The following is a 21575-nucleotide window of genomic DNA, read 5'->3' as shown; positions in this document are numbered from 1 at the left end:
CAAAGCAGGTTTTTACAGGCGATAATGCTAACTATTAACTCACGTTTCTTACTCGTTTTAGGATTTTTATGTCTCGTTCTGACAGTCTATTTAGCTCGGCCCAACGCCACATTCCCGGTGGTGTAAACTCCCCCGTTCGCGCCTTTAAAGCCGTTGGCGGCACGCCCGTTTTCTTTGAGAAAGCTGCTGGCGCTTATGCGTATGATGCCGATGGCAAACGTTATATTGATTATGTTCAGTCTTGGGGCCCTATGGTACTAGGTCACGCTCACCCGGCGGTGATCTCGGCGGTCATTGAAAAGGCCCAAGATGGCCTGTCCTTTGGCGCTCCAACGGAAATTGAGACCACCCTAGCCGATAAAGTCTGTGAGATTTTCCCTGGCATGGATATGGTTCGTATGGTCAGCTCTGGCACTGAGGCCACCATGAGCGCCATCCGTCTTGCCCGTGGTTATACTGGCCGAGATAAAATTGTTAAATTCGAAGGCTGCTACCACGGCCACTCAGACTCGCTGCTAGTTAAAGCGGGCTCTGGAGCTCTTACGCTAGGCGTTCCTAACTCGCCGGGCGTGCCCGCCGACCTCGCTAAATACACCCTCACCCTGGAGTACAACAATATTGACGCAGTGCGCACCTTGTTTGCTGAACAGGGGAACAGTATTGCGGCAATTATCGTTGAACCCGTAGCCGGTAATATGAACTGCATTCCACCAATTCCTGGCTTCCTAGAATGCCTTCGTGAAGTGTGTGACGAAACCGGAGCAGTATTGATCATTGACGAGGTGATGACGGGATTCAGGGTGTCGCTAACCGGCGCTCAGGGACACTACGGCGTTCAAGCTGACCTCACGTGTTTAGGTAAAGTCATTGGTGGTGGTATGCCAGTTGGCGCATTCGGCGGTAAGCGCGAAATCATGGAGCACATTGCTCCGCTTGGCCCGGTCTATCAAGCGGGAACGCTCTCGGGCAACCCCGTTGCCATGGCGGCAGGACTAAAAACACTTGAGCTGATTGCTGCCGAAGGCTTCTACGATGAACTGAATCGTAAAACGCAGCGTCTCGTCGCTGGTGTACAAGCCGCTGCCGACAAACACGGCATCCCGTTCACAACCAACTCAGCTGGCTCAATGTTTGGTTTCTTCTTCAACGAAGCCGATAAGGTCACTAATTACCAGCAAGTCATGAGCGGCGACAACGATCGCTTCAACCGTTTCTTCCACGCCATGCTAGAGGAAGGTGTCTACTTAGCACCTGCCTGTTTCGAGGCTGGTTTCATGTCACAGGCTCACACTAACGAAGATATTGACGCCACCATCGCGGCCGCAGACAGAGCAATGGAGCGAATCTAAAATGGTACAGTTCACCCGCGGTCCTTTTCCAGCAACTCGACCTCGTCGATTAAGAGCGAATGCCTTCAGTCGTCAGCTAATGCGAGAGAACACGCTAACGCCACACGACTTGATCTTTCCTGTGTTTGTACTGGAAGGCACCAATCAACGCGAAGCCATTGCCTCAATGCCAGGCATTGAGCGTTTAAGTATTGATTTACTGGTGAAGAAGGCAAAACACCTTCACTCCCTTGGCGTTCCTGCACTGGCGTTATTTCCCGTGACACCTAGCAAGGTGAAAAGCCTTCACGGTGATGAAGCGTTCAACAAAGACGGACTAGCACAGCGCGCAATTAAAAGCCTCAAGGATGCCGTTCCTGAACTGGGCATTATGACCGATGTTGCACTTGACCCTTTCACCACCCATGGCCAAGACGGCATCATTGATGACAGCGGTTATGTACTCAATGATGTCACCGTTGACGTGTTGGTAAAGCAGGCTATTTCACATGCTGAAGCCGGTGCTGATGTGGTCGCGCCGTCGGACATGATGGATGGTCGCATAGGCGCTATTCGTGGTGCTTTAGAAACTCACGGTTTTTGTAATACCGCCATCATGGCCTATAGCGCCAAATATGCCTCGGCCTATTACGGGCCATTCCGAGACGCCGTGGGTTCCGCGGCAAATTTGAAGGGTGGAAGCAAAGCCAACTATCAAATGGATCCCGCTAACCTCAATGAAGCACTGCATGAATGTGCTTTGGACCTTCAAGAAGGCGCGGACATGATTATGGTTAAGCCGGGAATGCCCTATCTTGATGTAGTGCGTCGCGTTAAGGACGAACTAGCGGCACCAACGTTTGCCTATCAGGTTTCCGGTGAGTATGCGATGCACCAAGCCGCCGCCGCAAATGGTTGGCTAAATGGCGAGGCTGTTATGATGGAGAGTTTGATGGCATTCAAACGCGCCGGCGCCGATGGAATTCTCAGCTACTACGCCGAAGCTGCCGCTGAACTGCTCAACCGCTAAACTAGGGCTTAGCGTGTGCTCGCGGATGAATCGCCCAGGACGGCGCTTGAACCGCGAGCGTTCTGGCCTTTATTCCTCAACCAGTTGAATCACACTGGCCGCGGCTAGCTTCGCCACCAATGCATACTGCTCTTCCTCGGCTAAACCCGGAAGGTCCGAGGCTACAAATTGCTCGCTGCGAAGCACCTCGTCTAGGGCGGCACTCGCAGATAGCTCAAAATGCATATGACCACCGGGCGATACCAATGTTAGCCGATCCCCGTCTTCAAAATACTGCGCCAGATAGTTGTCACGAAGCTTGTAGTGTTGCGATGGTTTCACCTTATCTGGCGCAAAGACGGCATCCAGCAGTCCACCTCGAATATCCGGTTTTTGTCGCTGAATAAAATCGCCCGCAAAGTAATCCAATGCGTGCTCCAAATTGGCTTCTTTAGCGATAATATCAATCAAGGTTTTAAAGTGAGCTTTCGCTTCCGTATCATCAAAGCCCTCGGTAGCGAAATGAGGCGGTAACGCCTGGCGAAATTCTGGATGCTTCACCGCCACCTCGGAAACGGCCTCAATCACTAAATCGGCCCAATTCTTAGTAATCAGTCCAAGCGTGATGTGCAGTGACGGCTCGTCGCCATTGTTCGAAGCATCGTGCATTACACCCTTGGGGATATAGATGGTTTCCCCCGCATCCATGGTGAATTCTTCCGTTAACTCACCGGGTTTATGTACGTTTGAATTAAATCGTTCGCCACGATAGGCCAATTTCACTGGATGATCATAGAGCTTCCATGCCTTCGAGCCCGAAACCTGCATAACGAAGACATCGTGGGCGTCAAAGTGAGGTCGAAAACCCTGATAGCCTGGTGGCGTTAGATAGATATTGGTTTGCACATGGCAATTAAAGACCGCCTCAAACTGACGACAGAGATCCGCCAACTTGGTATCGGCTTCATGAAGCTGAGAGAGGATTAAGGTTGCCCCAGCACGGTATTCACGAATCACCGCACGTAGATCAATTGTGCCATTGTCGTAACAGAACTCAGCACGTTTCATTCGCCGATCTGCTCTAGCCATATCAATCGAAGATGCTGGCATTTGTGCATTGGCCAGTAATTCATCCAGCGTGGCAATATCTAAGACCGCATTCAGCGCGCTGAGACTTGCCTCAGAGGCAATAAATCGCTGGTGTTCAGCTTGATACTTTCCAGAGAGAAAGCCTTCAAGGTCTTTCGCGTTAGGGAAAAGGCTGTTGAAGACTGAACTGGTGTTAGCGACCATGAATTAAACCTGTAGTGTGAGTTATTTGGAGCGGTGATAAAAAAGGGGATCAGCGCTAGACACCGTTACGGTCTCAATCGCTATCCCCTCTTATTAAATATCGGGCCTACTAGAAGGTTGAGCAGCGGCCGTCGCCTGCATCGTCATTGGGATCGCTGTCAGTACAACCTTGCTCAATCTCTCCGCCTGAACAGCTTCGGCCATTACCAACGGAATCCGCACTGCTTCCCGTGTCTGAATCGCTACAGCCTGATTGGCAGTTACGGCCATTGCCCGCGTCATCGGAGTTGTTGCCAGTGTCCGAGTCAGTACAACCTGATTGGCAGCTACGGCCATTACCCGCGTCATCGGAGTTACTGCCAGTGTCTGAATCTGTGCAGCCTGATTGCGACTGGCAGTTACGGCCATTGCCCGCGTCATCGGAGTTGCTGCCAGTATCTGAATCAGTGCAACCTGATTGGCAGTTACGGCCATTGCCCGCGTCATCGGAGTTGCTACCAGTGTCCGAGTCAGTACAACCTGATTGCGACTGGCAGTTACGGCCATTACCCGCGTCATCGGAGTTGCTACCAGTGTCCGAGTCAGTACAACCTGATTGCGACTGGCAGTTACGGCCGTTACCCGCGTCATCGGAATGCTTGCCCGTATCAGAATCCGTACAGCCAGACGTCGTTTCACAGTGGCGACCATTATTGGCGTCATCGGAATTCTTGCCCGTATCAGAATCAGTACAACCGGTTTGATTTCCTCGACCACGATTTGATCTATCTGCGCTTGAACCGGTGTCCGAATCGGTGATGCCCGTGACACCTTCCCCCACGCCGTCGCTAGGATCGCTATCAGTAGCCGCTTTAGCCTTTGGAGTGACGGAGATTGCAGTGGTTGCTACGGCTCCGGTAACAAGACCTAGGAAAGATCTACGCGTTAGATTTCGTTTCATTGTTCACTCCGCAAGCTATTTTCGACACCGCGATCCTAATGACCTTATATGGTGATTATATTGGCCACAATACTACCGCTATCACAACAGGTGACCGAGCCTAAATTAGTATTTCAGTGTACCCACTAGCAGAAAAAATCTCAACACGAGCCAATGCTTTGACTATCCTTGATAGCGGTAATTAATGCCACCTTCGAGGCTTATACGGATGACGAACAGCTCGATTTCTGTTAACTTCAATCGCGGTTTAGACATCGTTTGAGCGCGATAAAAACTGATTAACGTGCGCCCAAACCCACACACTCATTCTAAGGAGCTCTAACCAATGAAAGTTAGTACCCTTTTCCTGGCCATCGCCGCAGCAGCTTCTATTACTGCCTGTGACAATGCCTCTCAAACTGCCGGTTCTACTGGCGATTCTCAGGCAAAAGCCGACTTCGCTCGTCTTGATGCATTCCCTAGCCAGTACGTTGCACCCGAATCAGCGCCTGTATTGATTACCAATGCAACGGTACTCGACGGCCTAGGCGGTCTTTCCGAGGACACCAGCGTGCTACTTAGTAACGGTAAGATCGTTGCCATTGGCACTGACCTTACCGCGGATGAGGGCACTCAGATCATCAACGCTGAAGGTCGCTGGGTAACCCCTGGAATCATTGACGTACACAGTCATCTTGGTAACTACCCTGCGCCATCGGTTGACTCATCTCAAGACGGTAACGAAATGACGTCACCCAACACCGCGGGTGTTTGGACTGAGCATTCGGTTCACCCACAGGATCCTGGTTTCACGCGGGCTATCGCAGGTGGTGTTACAGCACTGCAGATCCTTCCTGGCTCTGCCAACCTTTTTGGTGGCCGAAGCGTGGTCTTGAAGCCAATCATTGGTCGTAATGTTATGGAAATGAAATTTCCTGACGCGCCTTACGGCTTGAAGATGGCCTGTGGTGAGAACCCTAAACGTGTCTACGGCAACCGCGGTGGCCCCATGACCCGTATGGGCAACGTCGAAGGATACCGTAACGCCTGGTTAGCCGCGCAGGATTACAAAGCAACTTGGGACGACTACGCTGCCAACGGTGGCGATGAACCTTCTCGAGACCTCCAGCTAGAGACGCTCGCTGGGGTATTAGCCGGTGATATTCGCATTCACAACCACTGCTACACCGCCGAAGAAATGTCGATCATGATCGACCTTTCCAAAGAATTTGATTACCAGATCACCGCCTTCCACCATGGTGTTGAGGCCTACAAAATTGCTGACCTCCTTGCTGAAAACAACATCGCCGGTGCGCTTTGGGCTGATTGGTGGGGATTCAAAATGGAAGCCTATGACGCATCGCTTTCAAACATTGCATTAATGGACAAAGCCGGTGCAGATGCCATTGTTCACTCGGATGATGACATGGGCATTCAGCGCCTTAATCATGAGGCCGCTAAGGCGATGGCAGCCGGTAACCGCCATGGCATGGATATCTCTATCGAGCACGCCTGGCGCTGGTTGAGTTACAACCCGGCTAAATCACTCGGCCTTGAGCAGGTAACTGGCTCGCTGGAAGCGGGTAAAAACGCGGACGTGGTAATTTGGAGTGGTAACCCATTCTCCGTTTACACACTTGCCGACCAGGTCTTTATTGACGGCGCAATGCGCTACGACCGTTTTGACGAAGCGAATCAGCAGACCGCTGATTTCGAAGTCGCACAACCTGCCTTGGAGGATGCCCAATGATCCGTTCAACTCTGGCACTAGCCCTAATTGCTAGCAACGTAGCAATGGCCGATAACATTGCCATTATCAACGCGAAGGCCGTTACACAATCCGCGCAAGGCACACTAGAAAACGCAACCATTCTGATCCGCGGTGACGAAATTGTCGCCATCGGTAATGGCGTGAATATCCCGGCGGGAACCGCCGTAATTGATGCCGCTGGCCAATACGTAACACCAGGGCTAGTGGGTACCGCCGTGAACTGGGGTTCAGTGGAAGTCAGTGCTGAATCTAGCACGGTAGACGCCTACTCAGATGAATCTGGTGCGGCTACCTCTATGCAGTATGCCATCAACCCAGACTCTACTCGTCTCCCGCTAGCTTATCGCTTTGGTTTTACTAGAGCGGTTGTTGCGCCAGGCGGAGGAAGCAAGGTCTTCTTAGGCCAAGCTGCTGCTATCAAGACTTATGGCGATGACATCGTCACCGCTGCTGACATTGCCCAGTTCGTGGATGTTGAAGAATTTGGTAAAGACGTTTCTGGCGGTACGCGAGCGGCGCTCTGGGTCAATCTTGAGCGTGTCATGGCTGACGCTAAGCACTATGCCAACAACCCACGTGATCGCTACAGTAATGCGGGTAGCTATGTACTCTCGTTGGACAGCTTAGAAGCACTTCAGGCGGTAATTAGTGGCGATGTACCGCTGGTCTTCGATGCAAATCGCATGAGCGATCTGCGTCTTGTGATGGACTTTGCGGAGCGCCATAACCTTAAAGCCGTTATTCGTGGTGGTGCCGAAGCTTGGCGCGTTGCTGACGAACTGGCTGCGGCTGACATCGCCGTCTTAGTCGATCCATATCTTAATCTTCCCTATGGCTTCGACCAGCGCGCAGCTCGCCTAGATAACGCGGCATTGCTCAATGCGGCCGGGGTGACTATCGCTTTTTACAATGGCGAGCCATACACTGGTCAAACGTTGACCCAGGCCGCCGGATTGGCGGTGGCACATGGCTTACCTTGGGAGAGCGCCGTGGATGCGCTAACGGTTAACCCAGTCGATATTTTCGGGGGAGCTTACTCTGCGACCATGGAAATCGGTCAGACCGCTGATGTGGTCATTTGGAGTGGTGATCCGCTTGAATTAACCAGCGCTCCAACCACCGTGATTATTGATGGCGAGCAGGTTGATCTGACCACGCGTGAAGAAGCGCTAGCTAAACGATACTTTGATATCAATCAAGCCGAGCCATTCTCATACAACTAGTGGCTCAAAGCGGATTGCTTAAGGCTTTTTGAAGCCTGAGCAAAGCTGGTGTCTAACAAGGCGTTGACTACCTAAAAGTTCTTCAAGAGCTTTGGTATCACCGCCTTTTTTAATGGCCGAGCAAAGTGCCTAATAGACCGTGTCATCTTCCTCATTTAACACGTCTCGGACGGCGACAATGAAAAGCGCTAGAGGTGAAGCCGTTCGGCTCAGCAGTAACTGTTGATTCGCCGAAGAGAGCTCCTCGGGAAAATTGACATAGACCACCGAATAGTCGCTACGCCGTAGCTGAAGGCTTTGATAATATTGGTAGACCTCAAGCGTCACCAGAAACTGTTCTTCAGACATCAACTCGATAGGAAGAATAGAGAACAAACGTAACACTCGTGCTTCATTGAGTGCACAGCGCTCACCTAACTCCGTCTGACCATAAAGTGATTCACAGCGCGCCACCTGAAAGCCAAGCCACGCTATCTTTTGAGTTTCATCAAGGCCCGTTCGGAACTCAGTGAAGGATTCACGACCCTCTAAGTTAGGAAGCTCCGCGGAAAAATCTACTCGCTGGCTGAAATCGTAATCCATTTGTGCCGTTTGATTAGCTGCCATATCCACTTTATTTGCGCAACCCATTGCGAATACTACAAAAATGATAAGTACAGCTTTCATACACCCACCTAAAATGATTATTGATCATTTAAATTTTAGTTAACCACGTCACATTTTGTATTTTTTTTGCCTAGGTTTTATCCGTAAACCCCAAGTAGCAGAAAAAATCCCCTAGGATAGAATGCCATTTTCAACTATCAGTGAGCAGCAGTGACGAATGAAGAAATTATTGGCCCTAAGCCTTGGCATATTTGTTTCCGTGGGCGTAATTTACAGTGCAAATAGTTTTATAGCCGAACTGGTCGCTGAGCAAATGACCTCATTGGTAAACCAACATAATGTCACTGCGCATGCTAACGGAGATCCTCATCGGCTTCAGGCACAACGTACCGATCAATTTTTCGGCGCGCACTATCGCTTCAGCCTGTATCACGAAGACGGCAAGGCCAGCTTAATTCAGTGTTTTACTGGTGAGGCCTCCATTCGTCACACCCCCCTTGACTGGGTTCAATTAACCGCCGCCAGCGCTCGTATCGAAATCAATTTTGAAGACACTAACAACTGTCCCGCTTTCGCCGAAGACACTATTGAGCAGCAGCTCCTCGATCTATTTGGGAACCAACTAATTGTAGGTAAATTATCCTTAGGCTTTCGCCAAACACTCTCGGGGGAGCTATCAACGCCTGGGGTCAATTTTGTTGAGGATAATATCGCGCTCACTTTCGCACCCATCCACTATCTATTTGCCATTGAGCAACAGGGCTTCGAGCAACACCAACTGAACTGGTCTGGCTTCGAGTTTCTGGATCATAGAACCCGCGCAAGTGCCTATGCGAAGGGCATTCACTATCAAAGTAGTTTAAGTTTCAACGGCCGGTTGCTTACGGAAGCACACAGCCAACTCACCTCTGGAGATATTTGGTACAGCGACGGCCAACGTCGCAGCGGCCTCAGCACCTTTAACAGTGACTTCTCTGGCGTAGTGAGCAACGGTTTCATGCACGGAACTGGGTTGGTTCACGCTGACGGCTTGATGCTCAACAACCTGCCGCTGGGTAATTTCACAGAGGCCCTTAAGCTTGCTGACTTTCCCTATCAGTCATTCCAGACCCTAGCACTTTACGATGGTCAATTAGCTCCAACTGACTGGCAAAGCCAAATGCTTGAGACCTTAGCTGGCACCCAGCTTTATATCGAAACCCTCTCACTAGAACAAGGTTCCGCAAAGCTAAACGCTATGGGAGAAATAAAGCTCGTCACAACGCCAGAGAACCCGCTGGAATTGCACCTAGATGTGGCAATTAATGAAGCATTCATTAAACATTTAGCGGACATCCAGACTATTACCAGCCAGTCTTTCATCACGCCAAGCTCCGCCGCCTTTGAAACTGAGAGTGCGCGAGCCCGGAGGCAACTTGAACAGCTTTTCGAGCAGTATGCCGAAGCTGGCTTTTTGAACCGAGATGGTTCTCAAGGATATGAAAGCCCGCTTTCGTTACAAGCAGGCAGTTTGCTACTCAATGGAATTCCGCTAGCGCCAGCGGGTAATTAGAACCGCTAGCGCTAGCTGAAGCGCTTAGTTAAGACCAAGCACGTTGGACATGGAATAGAGGCCATTAGGCTGGCCTTGCAACCAGCGTGCTGCTTTTATCGCCCCCTTAGCAAAGGTATTTCGACTCGACGCTTTATGGGTTATCTCTAAACGGTCGCCATCGCCAAGAAACATTACCGTATGATCGCCTACTACGTCGCCGCCGCGAACCGTAGCAAATCCAATTGTCTCGCTATCGCGTTCACCAGTGAAGCCCTCACGGCCATAAATTGCCACATCATTGAGGTCACGACCAATGGTCTCGGCAATCACTTCTCCCATTGCCAATGCGGTGCCAGACGGTGCATCCTTCTTAAATCGGTGGTGCGCCTCTAGGATCTCAATGTCGTAGTCATCCGCCATGGCCTGCGCGGCCATAGCGAGTAGCTTATGAGCCACGTTCACACCAACGCTCATATTAGCCGAAAAGACAATGGGAATACGTTGCGCAAAGTGGTTGATTTGTTCGCGCTGCTGCTGGTTGAAACCAGTGGTTCCCAGCACTACCGCCGCGTTCATTTCAGCACAGACCCTTAGGTTTTCAAGACTGAGTTCAGGCTGACTAAAATCAATAAGCACATCAAACTGCTGGTGCGCCAATTCGTCCGAGCTTACGACCGTGACATCCAATTTACCCACGCCCGCTAACTCACCCGCATCCACCCCCAACAGCGAGCTGCCTGCTCGTGCCGTGGCTGCGCTTAGGTTCATATCGGCGCTCTCGGTCACAGCGCTAATCAAGGCGCGGCCCATGCGACCGCCTGCGCCTACTATGGCAATTGTTGTCATGATACGTGCTCTTTATCTATTTGCTAGCAGTCTACACCCAAACCAAGCTTAGGTAAAAATGGATCCCCTATAGCTCCTATACCAAGGCGGAATAGTAACTTAGCTAGGATTCATAGGGGCTTAATTCCTCACACCCAAATTACAGCCAAAAAAAAGGATGCTAAATAGCATCCTCTTTTCTAGTTGGCTTATTCGCCGGCGAAGAAACTCTTCACATCGTCAAACCAGCTCTTTTTACGCGGTGAGTTTTTATCACCTTCCAAGCTATCCCGGAACGCCTCCAAGATCTCAACCTGCTCCTTGTTGAGCTTAACCGGTGTTTCCACCTGCATCCGACACATCAAGTCACCAGCCGATCCGCCACGAAGGTCTACCACACCTTTACCACGGAGACGGAACATTTTACCTGACTGAGTTTCCGATGGAATCTTAAGCTTAACCTTACCATCTAAAGTAGGTACTTCAATCTCGCCACCTAGGGCGGCATCAACAATACTTACTGGAACGTTACAGTAGAGGTTCTTGCCATCGCGCTCAAAGATCTTATGCTCGCGAACATGGACCATAACATAGAGATCACCCGTTGGGCCGCCATTTGGAGAGGCTTCACCTTCTCCCGATAGACGAACGCGCGCACCCGTATCAACGCCGGCCGGAATGGTAACAGAAAGCGATTTCTCAACTTCTTTCTGGCCCGTTCCTCGGCATGAGTAACATGGATCTTTAATGACGGAGCCACGGCCATGACAGCTTGGACAAGCTTGCTGAACCGCAAACATACCCTGCTGCATACGAACCTGACCATGCCCATTACAGGTACCGCAGGTCTCCGGCTTAGAGCCATCCTTTGAACCTGAACCATCACAGGTATCACAGTCTACATCCGTTGGAATCTTAATGGTCTTCTTAACACCATGAACCGCTTCTTCAAGCGTTAGCTCAAGGTTATACTGAAGATCGCGCCCTGGCTGTGGACCACGCTGACGACGACCGCCACCGAAAATATCACCAAAGACGTCGCCGAAGATATCGCCGAATCCAGCGCCACCGCCACCGAAGCCGCCACCACCTTGACCGCCCTGTTCAAACGCGGCATGACCGTATTGATCATAGGCGCCACGCTTCTGTGAGTCGGAAAGGATTTCATAGGCCTCTGAAGCTTCTTTAAACTTCTCTTCAGCTTTTGGGTCATCGGGATTACGATCCGGGTGATACTTCGCAGCAACCTTACGATAAGCTCGCTTTAGGTCTTTCTCGGTTGCGTCGCGCCCTACACCAAGCACTTCATAATAATCTGTTTTTGACATCAAATTTTGCCTTTATCCAATAACGCAAAAGGCGCAAACAAGAAAGTTTAACTTCTTGATGCGCCCTGCTTTAGCTCACGCCTAGGCGCTTACTTCTTTTCGTCTTTCACTTCTTCAAACTCTGCGTCAACAACGTCGTCGCCTTGAGCTTGTGTGGCGTCGCTTGCCTGGCCTTGCTCGGCTTCAGCTTGCTCTGCGTACATCTTCTGTGCCAGACCTGAAGTGGCTTCAGTCAACTTCTGAGTTGCTGCTTCCATCGCTTCCTTGTTGTCGCCTTTGGCGGCTTCTTCTGCTTCAGTGATCGCCGCTTCAATAGCTGCTTTCTCTTCATCAGTAGCCTTATCACCGGCTTCTTCAAGTGTCTTCTTCGATGCGTGTGTTAGACCTTCAAGCGCATTACGTGCTTGAACAACTTCTTCGAAGGCCTTATCCGCTTCAGCGTTAGCTTCCGCATCTTTGACCATTTGTTCAATCTCTTCATCGCTCAAACCAGACGAAGCTTTAATCACAATGGACTGCTCTTTGCCGGTTGCTTTGTCTTTCGCGCTAACGTTAAGAATACCGTTTGCATCGATGTCGAAAGTTACTTCAATCTGTGGCATGCCACGCGGTGCTGGCGGGATGTCAGCCAAATCGAAACGTCCCAGTGACTTGTTCTGTACAGCTTGCTTACGCTCACCCTGAACAACGTGGATCGTTACCGCTGTTTGGTTGTCATCGGCCGTTGAGAAAACCTGCGACTTCTTAGTAGGAATCGTAGTGTTCTTCTCAATCAACGGTGTTGCAACACCGCCCATTGTTTCAATACCTAGCGATAGTGGAGTCACGTCCAAAAGCAGGACGTCGGTAACATCACCAGAAAGTACCGCACCTTGAATTGCAGCACCCATTGCTACTGCTTCGTCAGGGTTAACATCTTTACGTGGCTCTTTGCCGAAGAAAGCAGTTACCTTCTCCTGAACAAGTGGCATACGAGTCTGACCACCAACCAAGATAACGTCATCGATCTCAGAAACGCTTAGATCTGCATCATCAAGTGCTTGGCGAACCGGCGCTAGTGACTGCTCGATAAGCTTCTCTACCAGTGACTCAAGCTTTGAACGAGTCAACTTAACAACCAAGTGCTTAGGACCCGTTGCGTCAGCAGTGATGTACGGCTCGTTGACTTCAGTTTGTGAGCTAGAAGACAACTCAATTTTCGCTTTCTCAGCAGCAACCTTCAAACGCTGCATTGCTAGCGGGTCACCTTTCAGATCAATACCAGACTGGTTCTTGAACTCGTCAGCCAAGTAGTTGATTAACACTAGATCGAAATCCTCACCACCTAGGTGCGTGTCACCGTTAGTAGAGAGTACAACAAACTGAATGTCGCCATCGGCTTCATCAATTTCAATGATCGAGATATCGAAAGTACCACCACCAAGGTCGTATACCGCAACTTTGCGCTCGCCCTTTGCTTTGTCTAGGCCGTAAGCCATTGCTGCCGCAGTAGGTTCGTTGATGATACGCTTCACTTCAAGACCAGCAATCTTACCGGCATCTTTGGTAGCTTGACGCTGTGAGTCATTGAAGTAAGCCGGAACGGTTACCACAGCTTCGGTTACGCTTTCACCAAGGTAGTCTTCAGCTGACTTCTTCATCTTCTTCAGCACTTCAGCAGAAATCTGCGGCGGAGCTTGCTTTTCGCCTTTCACTTCAACCCATGCGTCACCGTTGTCGGCCGCTACGATACCAAATGGTACTAGGTTAAGATCCTTCTGAACTTCGTTATCCGTAAACTTACGGCCGATCAGACGCTTAATGGCGTAAACCGTGTTGTGTGGATTAGTTACTGCCTGGCGCTTTGCCGCTGCACCAACTAAGGTCTCGCCGTCTTCAGCGTAACCAATAATAGATGGCGTAGTACGGTCGCCTTCAGCGTTTTCAATTACCTTAACCTTGTCGCCTTCCATTACCGCAACACAAGAGTTAGTAGTACCTAAGTCAATTCCAATGATTTTGCCCATAGTGGCCTCCAATCAAATTTCGGTTGGTGTATTGCTACACCGTTTATCAATCTATGTAACTTAAATGGGGTTTAGAAAAACTTTTTCAACCCTCATGTGAATCTTTTTTTTAACCCGCTGCCTTTGAAACAACCACCATTGCAGGGCGAACGATACGTCCATGCAAGGTGTAGCCTTTCTGCATCACATCCATAACGGTGTTCGGCTCTAGATCCGGGTTAGGCACCATGGTCATTGCCTGGTGTAGGTTCGGGTCAAACGGTTCGCCCACTGGGTTAACCGCTTCAACCTTGTGCTTGGCCAAGTTATCAATGAAAGACTTCAAGGTTAATTCAACCCCTTCAGCCAGTGGCTTAACCGCTTCGTCATCGGCATCGATGGCGCTCAGCGCGCGCTCTAAGTTATCGGCAACCTGAAGAAGGTCTTTAACCAGCTTTTCCTGGCCGTACTTATGAGCGTTCTGAACATCAATCTCCGAACGACGGCGAATATTGGCCGCTTCTGCCTGAACACGAAGCATCTGGTCTTTCAACTGACCAACCTCTTCACTCAGCGTTTCAATCTGCGCTTCCAACATTTGCTCAGTGGAAAGCTCAATGTTTTCCTCCGCAGCAACTTCCTCGTTGACTGCTTCTTGCTGTGCTTGATTCTCTAAATCTTTATCGCTCACGATTTACTCCGTTGCAATTTCCTATCGATGTTAGCTATATGGATGCTACAAATTATTTTTCAAGCCCCGCTTGCCAAAAAATCACCAACAGGATACTGTATATAAAAACACTGTATGGAAACACAGTTATGTTAAGTGAACTATCTATCTCGCAATTCGCCTTGGTCGAATCACTCAATCTAGAATTTAGCCCAGGGCTCACTGTCATTACAGGCGAAACCGGCGCCGGTAAATCCATTATGTTGGACGCCCTCAGCCTAGCACTTGGCGCCCGATCTGACGCTGGCTATGTGCGCCATGGCGCCAAGCGCGCTGACATCTCGGCCTGCTTTGACATTCGTGAAAACCAAGCCGCTATTGATTGGCTAAACGCCCATGAGCTCATGGATGAAGATCACTGTATTCTTCGCCGTGTGGTCTCCGCAGACGGTCGCAGCAAAGCATTTTTAAATGGTCGCCCTGTTGCCGCCTCACAGCTCAAGCAGCTCGCCCCCCTTTTGGCAGAAATCCATAGCCAACACGGCCATCAGGCACTCCTCAATACTAACCATCAATTAAACTTGGTGGATGAGATTGGGCAACTGAGTACCCAAAGAGCCAGTGTTGCTCGTTACGCGGCTGAATGGCGCAAGTATAAGAAGGAGCTAAAACTTCTAACCGCCAACCCAGAGGAAGGCATCGCTCGCAAGCAATTACTCCAGTACCAAGTGTCTGAGTTGGATGCCTTGGCGTTAGCGGAGGGTGAAATTGAAACGCTGGAAGCACAGCAGCAACTGCTATCGCACGCACAGGCATTGATCACTGCCGGTGAGGAGGCGAGTTCCTTAATTGACCGCGATAAGGGCATTCGGACCCAGCTACAAAACGCGCTCAACGCCCTGACTTCCATGCCCGTTATCTCCAATGCCGCTGAATCGGCTATCGAGCTACTCAATACCGCATTGATTCATACTGATGAAGCCACTTCCGAGCTCCGTCAACACCTCAGTGACGTGGAACACAACCCCGAGGCACTTCAGTCCGTGACTCAGCGCCTAGAATCAATTTATGCCGTTGCACGAAAGCACAAAGTGATGCCCGAGGCGTTACTGTCGCTGCACCTTGAACTGAGTGATGAGCTATTGGCACTCTCGGGAATAGATACCCAAGTTGAGACGCTGCAGCGCGCAATGGCGGAACTGGAAGATCAGTACTATCACGCCGCAGACAAGCTAGCTAAGGCACGCGTCAAAGCGGGACAAACGCTATGCAGCGCTGTTAATAAACTTTTCGGCGAACTAGCTATGGATGGCGCGCAACTCAAGGTTGAATGGCAACCAACCAACTTAAGCGATCTCTCACCAACCGGCACTGAAAGCGTTAACTTCATGGTACAAACCAACGTGGGGCAACCCTTTGGACCGCTTAATAAAGTGGCCTCGGGTGGTGAACTCAGCCGTATCGCTCTGGCAATATCAGTGGTTACGGCAAGTGTGGCAACCGTGCCAACACTCCTGTTCGATGAGGTCGATGTTGGTGTGGGGGGAACAACTGCCTCGAAGATTGGTCAGCTCATGCGTAAATTAGGGGTTAATCTTCAAGTACTGAGTGTGACCCACCAACCGCAGGTTGCCGCGCAGTCGCATAATCATTGGCACGTTTCCAAAGCCACCAAGAAAGGCAACACACATTCAACACTTCGTTATTTATCACCGGAAGAGCGCACCGAAGAGTTAGCAAGAATGCTAGGCGGTAGTGAAGTGAAGGAACAGACAAGAGCGAACGCTCGTGCATTGCTCGAAGAGGTCGAAGACCTTAGTGAGCTAATGCATTAAATTCTTTCCAGCGCTAGTGAGCCAAAGAGTTGTTAGCTCTTTGGCTTGACGTAAAGTACCAAGGAGTGATCACTAATTTCGTATCCGTGTGCGGCGGCAATTTCTTCCTGTAGTCGCTCAATTTCCTCTGAGTGAAATTCAATGACCTTCCCAGTATCCACACATACCATATGATCATGGTGATCACCGTCATCCAATTCGAAGACTGATTGGCCACCGTCAAAGTTTAGCTTCTGAACCATGCCAGCCTGTTCAAACTGAGTTAATACCCTGTAAACCGTTGCAATACCAACGTCATCACCCGCATCACGGAGTTGCTGATAAACATCTTCTGCACTTAAATGACGGTTCGGGGAACTTTCGAGTACTTGAAGTATTCTAACGCGGGGATGGGTAACTTTAAGACCCGCTTTTTTTAACTCGATATTTTCGCTAGGCATTTATGGACCTTTTGCTCTTCTATGTTGGCTTTAGCTTAGGTATTATCACAACTCACTTGAAGTACTGGATAACCGAATAATGAAAAAGTATACCTTTATTGTACTAGCTCTCGCTACCATATTAGCCGTGAGCGGCTGCTCGCGCTTTCGGGTGTACAAAATTGACATCCAGCAAGGCAATGTCATTTCGGCGGAAAAAGTTGAACAACTTGAGATAGGCATGGACAAATCGCAGGTTCGCTTCGTTTTAGGCACGCCACTGGTGGCGGATACCTTCAACGCGAATCGCTGGGATTATTTCTGGAGCCTTAAGGATGCGGATGAGGTAACTCGAACCAAGCGCCTTAGCCTCAAGTTCGACAATGACCTGCTAGTAGAAATTGACAGTCAGCTAGACGCACAAATTAGTTCTGACGAATAACGCTTTAAGGCACTCCGCCATGCGCTATCAATGCGAATGGCGGACTACTCAGCCGCCTTCTTCTCTGCACGCTTACGCCGCGCCTCTTTAGGGTCAGCTATGAGTGGACGATAGATTTCAACTCTATCCCCCGCTTTAAGTTCATAGGCATCAGGGCCTTGTTTCGCACTAAAGGCTTTACTGAAAATTCCCATTTTATCCGTTTGCAGATTGATCTGCGGGTATTCCTTGGTAATCCCGGACAGCTCAACCGCTGCTAATGCTGTGGTGCCCACAGGTACCGACAAACTCTTTATGGTTTGTTTATCCGGCAATGCATACGCCACCTCAACGGTGATTGTATCGCTCATGACTTTCCTAACCTTTCATTTGCCCGCTTCACGAGGGCGTCCAACATTTCATTTGCAGTGTACTCAAATAGCTTAGAGGCAGCAGCCTGCAAAATACCGCTATTCATTTCAAACTCAAGATTCAAGTTTACCTTACTCGCCGTCTCATTCAGCGGCAAAAATGTCCACTCACCCGAGAATTGCTTGAACGGCCCATCTACCAACGTCATCACCATTTTAGTTGGTTTAATAAGTTGGTTACGCGTGGTAAAACTTTGCTTCACTCCCGCCCTACTTAAATGGAGCCGAGCCTCCAAATGATCCTCACTGCGCGACAGCACATCCACGCCTACGCAGCCCGACATATACTGAGGGTAGTCTTCCACTTGGTTGACGAGCTCGAAGAGGTCGTCAGCGGCGTAAGGCAATAGCGCCGAGCGTTCAATTTTGGGCATGGTCATCTCATAGGTTCCTAAGGCTAGCAAAGCATACCAATGCCTCCAAGCAATTGCGACCATCACGAAGGCATATCCTTATAGCCCAACGATTAAGTCCGTCCTGCGTCTACGGCTATCCACTGCGAAAAATTCTGGCTATTTTCAACGCTGCGTTTAAAATGCGAGCCATGGCAAAAAAGAAACCCAAAGCACAATCAGGAACCATTGCACAGAATCGCCGTGCGAAGTTCGACTATCACATTTCCGACAAGCTAGAAGCGGGTATCTCGCTCCAAGGTTGGGAAGTAAAAAGTGCGCGTGAAGGAAAGGTCCAACTGACCGATACCTACGTAGACTTCCACAATGGGGAAGCCGTGCTGCTTAACGCTCACTTTAACCCGCTAAACACGGTGTCCACGCATTTTGTTGTTGAGCCGAATCGGGTCCGCAAATTACTGATGCATCGCAAAGAGATTGAGCGTTTTCGTGACGCCGCTCAGCAAAAAGGCTACACCATTGTTTGCACGGCAATGTACTGGAAGGCTCACCTTATTAAGGTAGAAATTGGTCTGGCGAAAGGTAAGCAACTACACGATAAGCGTGAAACTCAGAAGGATCGCGATTGGGATCGTCAGAAGCAACGCTTGGTGCGCGAAACCAACTAAGCGCACGATGATCTAGTTTTTCACCGCCTGCTCCATTAGAGTAGTAACAAAATAATAATTAGAGGTTGTTGTATGGCTGCTCGGGGTCAATTTTCATCACGTTTAGGCTTTCTTATGGCCGCAGCGGGTTCAGCTGTCGGACTTGGCAATATCTGGGGATTTCCTACTCAAACGGCCAGTAATGGCGGCGCCGCATTCGTTCTTGTTTATCTTGCGCTAGCTTTTTTACTCGCCTACCCGGCACTCATGGCAGAGCTAACCATCGGACGCGCAAAACGCGCCAACGTGGTTGATGCGCTGGGCAGCGTCAGTACCGGCAAGACGGCCCACTATGTGGGCGCTACCGTAGGCTTAGCCGGCGTATTAACCGCCAGCTTAATCCTCAGCTTCTATGCCATCCTCGCCGGGTGGATGATGTCTCATATGATCGAGCCCATCGCAACCCTAGCGGGCGCAACCGAGACCGGAACGTGGCTCACCACCCAGGGCCCCGGTAGAGATATTATTTTCACCATACTTTTCTCCATCCTAACTATGTTGATCATTGTAGGTGGTGTGCGCGACGGCATTGAGAAATGGTCAACGCGCCTTATGCCAAGCTTAATCACTATTCTGATTGCTTTGATTATCTACGTGCTCATGCAACCTGGCGCAATGGATGGCTTGAAGTTGTACCTCGTTCCTGATTTCTCGGGCATTACTAACCCCGACCTACTGTTGAGCGCAATGGGACAAGCCTTCTTCTCCTTGAGCCTTGGCGTGGGGACAATGCTGATCTACGGCTCCTACGTTAGTGAAAAAGAAAACTTGCCAAGACTTGGCGCCTCATTAACGCTAATTGATACGGGAATTGCCTTTACTGCCGGCTTGTTAATCATCCCCGCAATGTTTGTGGCGCAGGAGTACGGCACCACCATTTATAGTGAGGCCGGTGAGTTAGCGGCAGGACCAGGACTTATCTTCGCCGTGCTTCCTTCGGTATTTGATGGTATGGGTGCCACGGGTAGCTTCGTTGCTATCGCCTTTTTCCTACTGATGAGCATTGCGGCATTAACTTCGTCAATCTCAATGCTAGAAGTACCCGTTAGCTTCGTAAGTGAACACTTTAATATCGAACGTAAAATTGCCACCTTCGCAACGGGAACCGCGATCTTAGCGTTCAGCATTCTTATTGCACTAAACTTCGATACCATGTTCGGCTTTGTCGCCGACCTCGCTACCGTTTACCTTGAGCCGCTAATTGGCCTAGCCTTCTGCATCTTCGCAGGCTGGTTGTGGAATCGCAATGAAGCGATGAAAGCCATTGCAGCAGGCCACCCAGACGGTGAGTCTGCTTGGTTCGTCAAGGTGTGGCCATGGTACGTTAAAGTGGTCTGCCCGGCGCTGATCATCACTATGTTGTTCCCAACCGTTCAGAAACTATTTTCCTAAGACACTTCTATTAAATAGAACGCTAAAGTAGCTAAGCGCACATAGGCTTAGCTACTGTTTTAGGCGTAGCTACTGTGCTATCTCACTTGCTTAACAGACCACTTTGCTAGACGATGCGAAGCAGAAAAACAGCACCCCCGCTCCAATTCCAACATTTCTAATCACTCAGCTAAAAAAATGTGACTTGCATCACACTTTTTAACGCGATATATTTTTATTAATTCGAAAAAAATATGCGATTAATAAGAACAATAACGCCAACTCATAATGTATTGAGAAGTAGTCAGTGATTAGACAACTTCAACAAGACAAGAAGAGTTCTGTTTGCGCTAAGGAATAGCTACTCATGGTAACGTTTGCTCCTTCACCTGATGAAGGCTTGTGTCATAACGAGCTCAATCATCTTGATAATCTGGACGACTTCCTCTTTCGCTTACAGCGTAAGGCGATTGATTCCGAGGAGATGATCCAGGGACTCACCTTATTTGGTGAAGAAATCGGCGCATCTAAGGTTGATTTAATCACCTACTCTACACATCGCAACAGCATCAAAGAGCATTGGCACACCCACGCATCGGGCATCCGCGATTGGCTTTATCGCTGGCCCTACGGCGCGTTCCGCTTTCAGCCCATCACTGACGCCCTAAAGTACGCCAGCCTAAACGTCTCAACGCTCACACAGTCTTTGGAACTTCGGGGTTTAGAGGCGCCTTCAGGGCTAGAAAAAGCCTATTTGTCTTGCCTTAATATTTCGGACTATTGTTCCATGTCCTTCAATATTGGTAACGACCTGCGCGCTATTTTAATTTTCTCCCGCAGCGCCATAGAAGCTAAATTCGATGCTCACGTTGTAAGATCACTAGAGCGCTTAGCGGTCAAAGTTAAACAGAGTTTTACCGCCTATTGGCTAGAAGACGGCGCGGACACCAAGTCATCCGTTCACGGCGAGGCCATTCAGGGGAAAACTCAGCCCTGTGTAGTATTAAACTCAGACCAATCATTACTGTATAGCTCACGGAGCTTTGCGGAATTTAGCCAAAGCTCGCAACTGATTCGTGCTACCGACAAGGGCCATCTAGTATGCAGCGATCAAGACTTTTGCGATAGCCTACGTCAGGCTTCGGACCTTGCTTTGAGCACGCCTGAGTTATCGGAGCTTAATGCACTGCGGGTTGTCCCCGTACCCAATCAGGAGGGACTGTTCGCACTGGTCTCACGGGCTGAATTTCAAAACCTAGACGCTACTCAAATTGAGTTTTACCAAGGCGAACTTATTCCAGAACTAACAACCTCTGATATCACAGAAAACCTGCGTTCAACCCCCAAAGAGGCAGAACTCTGCCGTGAATTGGTACGATCCGGCGATCTGGTGAGCGCCGCTCACCGCTGTAATATGAACTTGAAGGACGCTAAGCTCTTTTTAAATTCCTTACTAACTCGCAATCGCCTCAACAATATCAAGGAACTCCAACAAACCATCTATCAGCTTTTCCGTTAACGGCTCTAGTTCTCAAACGCTCCCTCAA

Annotated in this window: 20 protein-coding genes; 10 read left to right on the top strand and 10 right to left on the bottom strand. The window is 49.8% G+C overall.

Going from position 1 to position 21575, the window contains the following annotated elements; genetic code table 11:
• Window positions 1-68 precede the first annotated feature (68 nt).
• A complete protein-coding gene (gene hemL / locus DFR27_RS03455; protein WP_121876047.1) occupies window positions 69-1349 on the top strand; it encodes a glutamate-1-semialdehyde 2,1-aminomutase in 1281 nt (426 codons plus the stop codon).
• Between the two features lies 1 nt (window position 1350).
• Window positions 1351-2358, top strand: coding sequence for a porphobilinogen synthase (hemB, locus tag DFR27_RS03450; RefSeq protein ID WP_121876046.1), 1008 nt, complete (start codon window positions 1351-1353; stop codon window positions 2356-2358).
• Between the two features lie 69 nt (window positions 2359-2427).
• On the opposite strand, the gene DFR27_RS03445 is transcribed toward hemB, so the two are convergent.
• Window positions 2428-3630, bottom strand: a complete 1203-nt coding sequence (locus DFR27_RS03445) for a cupin domain-containing protein (protein WP_121876045.1) — start codon at window positions 3628-3630, stop codon at window positions 2428-2430.
• 109 nt (window positions 3631-3739) lie between these two features.
• Window positions 3740-4570, bottom strand: coding sequence for a hypothetical protein (locus tag DFR27_RS03440; RefSeq protein WP_211327546.1), 831 nt, complete (start codon window positions 4568-4570; stop codon window positions 3740-3742).
• A 325-nt stretch (window positions 4571-4895) separates the two neighbouring features.
• Between DFR27_RS03440 and DFR27_RS03435 the strand changes: the two genes are divergently transcribed.
• Window positions 4896-6299: an amidohydrolase gene (locus tag DFR27_RS03435; protein ID WP_121876044.1), complete on the top strand. Its 1404-nt coding sequence runs from the start codon at window positions 4896-4898 to the stop codon at window positions 6297-6299.
• A complete protein-coding gene (locus DFR27_RS03430; RefSeq protein ID WP_121876043.1) occupies window positions 6296-7543 on the top strand; it encodes an amidohydrolase family protein in 1248 nt (415 codons plus the stop codon). The genes DFR27_RS03435 and DFR27_RS03430 overlap by 4 nt, the downstream gene beginning before the upstream one ends.
• A gap of 129 nt (window positions 7544-7672) precedes the next feature.
• Here DFR27_RS03430 and DFR27_RS03425 read toward each other — a convergent pair whose 3' ends face one another.
• Window positions 7673-8209: a hypothetical protein gene (locus tag DFR27_RS03425; RefSeq protein WP_121876042.1), complete on the bottom strand. Its 537-nt coding sequence runs from the start codon at window positions 8207-8209 to the stop codon at window positions 7673-7675.
• A gap of 157 nt (window positions 8210-8366) precedes the next feature.
• Between DFR27_RS03425 and DFR27_RS03420 the strand changes: the two genes are divergently transcribed.
• Window positions 8367-9701 (top strand): DUF945 family protein, encoded by a 1335-nt coding sequence (locus DFR27_RS03420; RefSeq protein WP_121876041.1) that lies wholly within the window; start codon window positions 8367-8369, stop codon window positions 9699-9701.
• 24 nt (window positions 9702-9725) lie between these two features.
• On the opposite strand, the gene dapB is transcribed toward DFR27_RS03420, so the two are convergent.
• The 4 genes from dapB to grpE form a co-directional block, all read right to left on the bottom strand.
• On the bottom strand, window positions 9726-10532 hold the full coding sequence (gene dapB, locus DFR27_RS03415) for a 4-hydroxy-tetrahydrodipicolinate reductase (protein ID WP_211327559.1): 807 nt from the start codon (window positions 10530-10532) through the stop codon (window positions 9726-9728).
• A gap of 185 nt (window positions 10533-10717) precedes the next feature.
• On the bottom strand, window positions 10718-11836 hold the full coding sequence (dnaJ, locus tag DFR27_RS03410; protein WP_121876039.1) for a molecular chaperone DnaJ: 1119 nt from the start codon (window positions 11834-11836) through the stop codon (window positions 10718-10720).
• An 89-nt stretch (window positions 11837-11925) separates the two neighbouring features.
• Window positions 11926-13842 (bottom strand): molecular chaperone DnaK, encoded by a 1917-nt coding sequence (dnaK, locus tag DFR27_RS03405; protein ID WP_121876038.1) that lies wholly within the window; start codon window positions 13840-13842, stop codon window positions 11926-11928.
• A gap of 109 nt (window positions 13843-13951) precedes the next feature.
• On the bottom strand, window positions 13952-14512 hold the full coding sequence (gene grpE, locus DFR27_RS03400; RefSeq protein ID WP_121876037.1) for a nucleotide exchange factor GrpE: 561 nt from the start codon (window positions 14510-14512) through the stop codon (window positions 13952-13954).
• A 128-nt stretch (window positions 14513-14640) separates the two neighbouring features.
• Between grpE and recN the strand changes: the two genes are divergently transcribed.
• The gene (gene recN, locus DFR27_RS03395; protein ID WP_170150765.1) at window positions 14641-16326 is read left to right on the top strand and encodes a DNA repair protein RecN; all 1686 of its coding nucleotides are present in this window, start codon (window positions 14641-14643) and stop codon (window positions 16324-16326) included.
• Between the two features lie 32 nt (window positions 16327-16358).
• On the opposite strand, the gene fur is transcribed toward recN, so the two are convergent.
• A complete protein-coding gene (gene fur / locus DFR27_RS03390) occupies window positions 16359-16766 on the bottom strand; it encodes a ferric iron uptake transcriptional regulator (RefSeq protein ID WP_121876035.1) in 408 nt (135 codons plus the stop codon).
• Between the two features lie 79 nt (window positions 16767-16845).
• Here fur and DFR27_RS03385 point away from each other — a divergent pair, with 79 nt between their 5' ends.
• Window positions 16846-17187, top strand: coding sequence for an outer membrane protein assembly factor BamE (locus DFR27_RS03385; protein ID WP_121876034.1), 342 nt, complete (start codon window positions 16846-16848; stop codon window positions 17185-17187).
• Between the two features lie 44 nt (window positions 17188-17231).
• Here DFR27_RS03385 and DFR27_RS03380 read toward each other — a convergent pair whose 3' ends face one another.
• Both DFR27_RS03380 and DFR27_RS03375 read right to left on the bottom strand, forming a co-directional pair.
• Complete coding sequence (locus DFR27_RS03380) at window positions 17232-17537, bottom strand: RnfH family protein (RefSeq protein WP_121876033.1); 306 nt, start codon at window positions 17535-17537, stop codon at window positions 17232-17234.
• Window positions 17534-17977, bottom strand: a complete 444-nt coding sequence (locus DFR27_RS03375) for a type II toxin-antitoxin system RatA family toxin (RefSeq protein ID WP_342766691.1) — start codon at window positions 17975-17977, stop codon at window positions 17534-17536. Before DFR27_RS03375 ends, DFR27_RS03380 begins: the two co-directional genes overlap by 4 nt.
• A 164-nt stretch (window positions 17978-18141) precedes the next feature.
• Between DFR27_RS03375 and smpB the strand changes: the two genes are divergently transcribed.
• The 3 genes from smpB to DFR27_RS03360 all read left to right on the top strand — a co-directional run bounded on the left by smpB (window position 18142) and on the right by DFR27_RS03360 (window position 21547).
• Entirely contained in the window at window positions 18142-18618 is a 477-nt protein-coding gene (smpB, locus tag DFR27_RS03370; protein ID WP_121876113.1) for an SsrA-binding protein SmpB, read from the top strand.
• Window positions 18619-18690: 72 nt separating this feature from the next.
• Window positions 18691-20049 carry a sodium-dependent transporter gene (locus tag DFR27_RS03365; RefSeq protein ID WP_121876032.1) on the top strand — a complete coding sequence of 453 codons (1359 nt, stop codon included), beginning with the start codon at window positions 18691-18693 and terminating at the stop codon, window positions 20047-20049.
• A 346-nt stretch (window positions 20050-20395) separates the two neighbouring features.
• Window positions 20396-21547, top strand: coding sequence for a hypothetical protein (locus DFR27_RS03360; protein ID WP_121876031.1), 1152 nt, complete (start codon window positions 20396-20398; stop codon window positions 21545-21547).
• Window positions 21548-21575: the final 28 nt, after the last annotated feature.

The organism is Umboniibacter marinipuniceus, from assembly GCF_003688415.1.
In the GTDB taxonomy this organism is placed as follows: domain Bacteria; phylum Pseudomonadota; class Gammaproteobacteria; order Pseudomonadales; family DSM-25080; genus Umboniibacter; species Umboniibacter marinipuniceus.
Note: the sequence above shows the minus strand (reverse complement) of the source record. Positions and strands in the feature narration are given on the sequence as shown.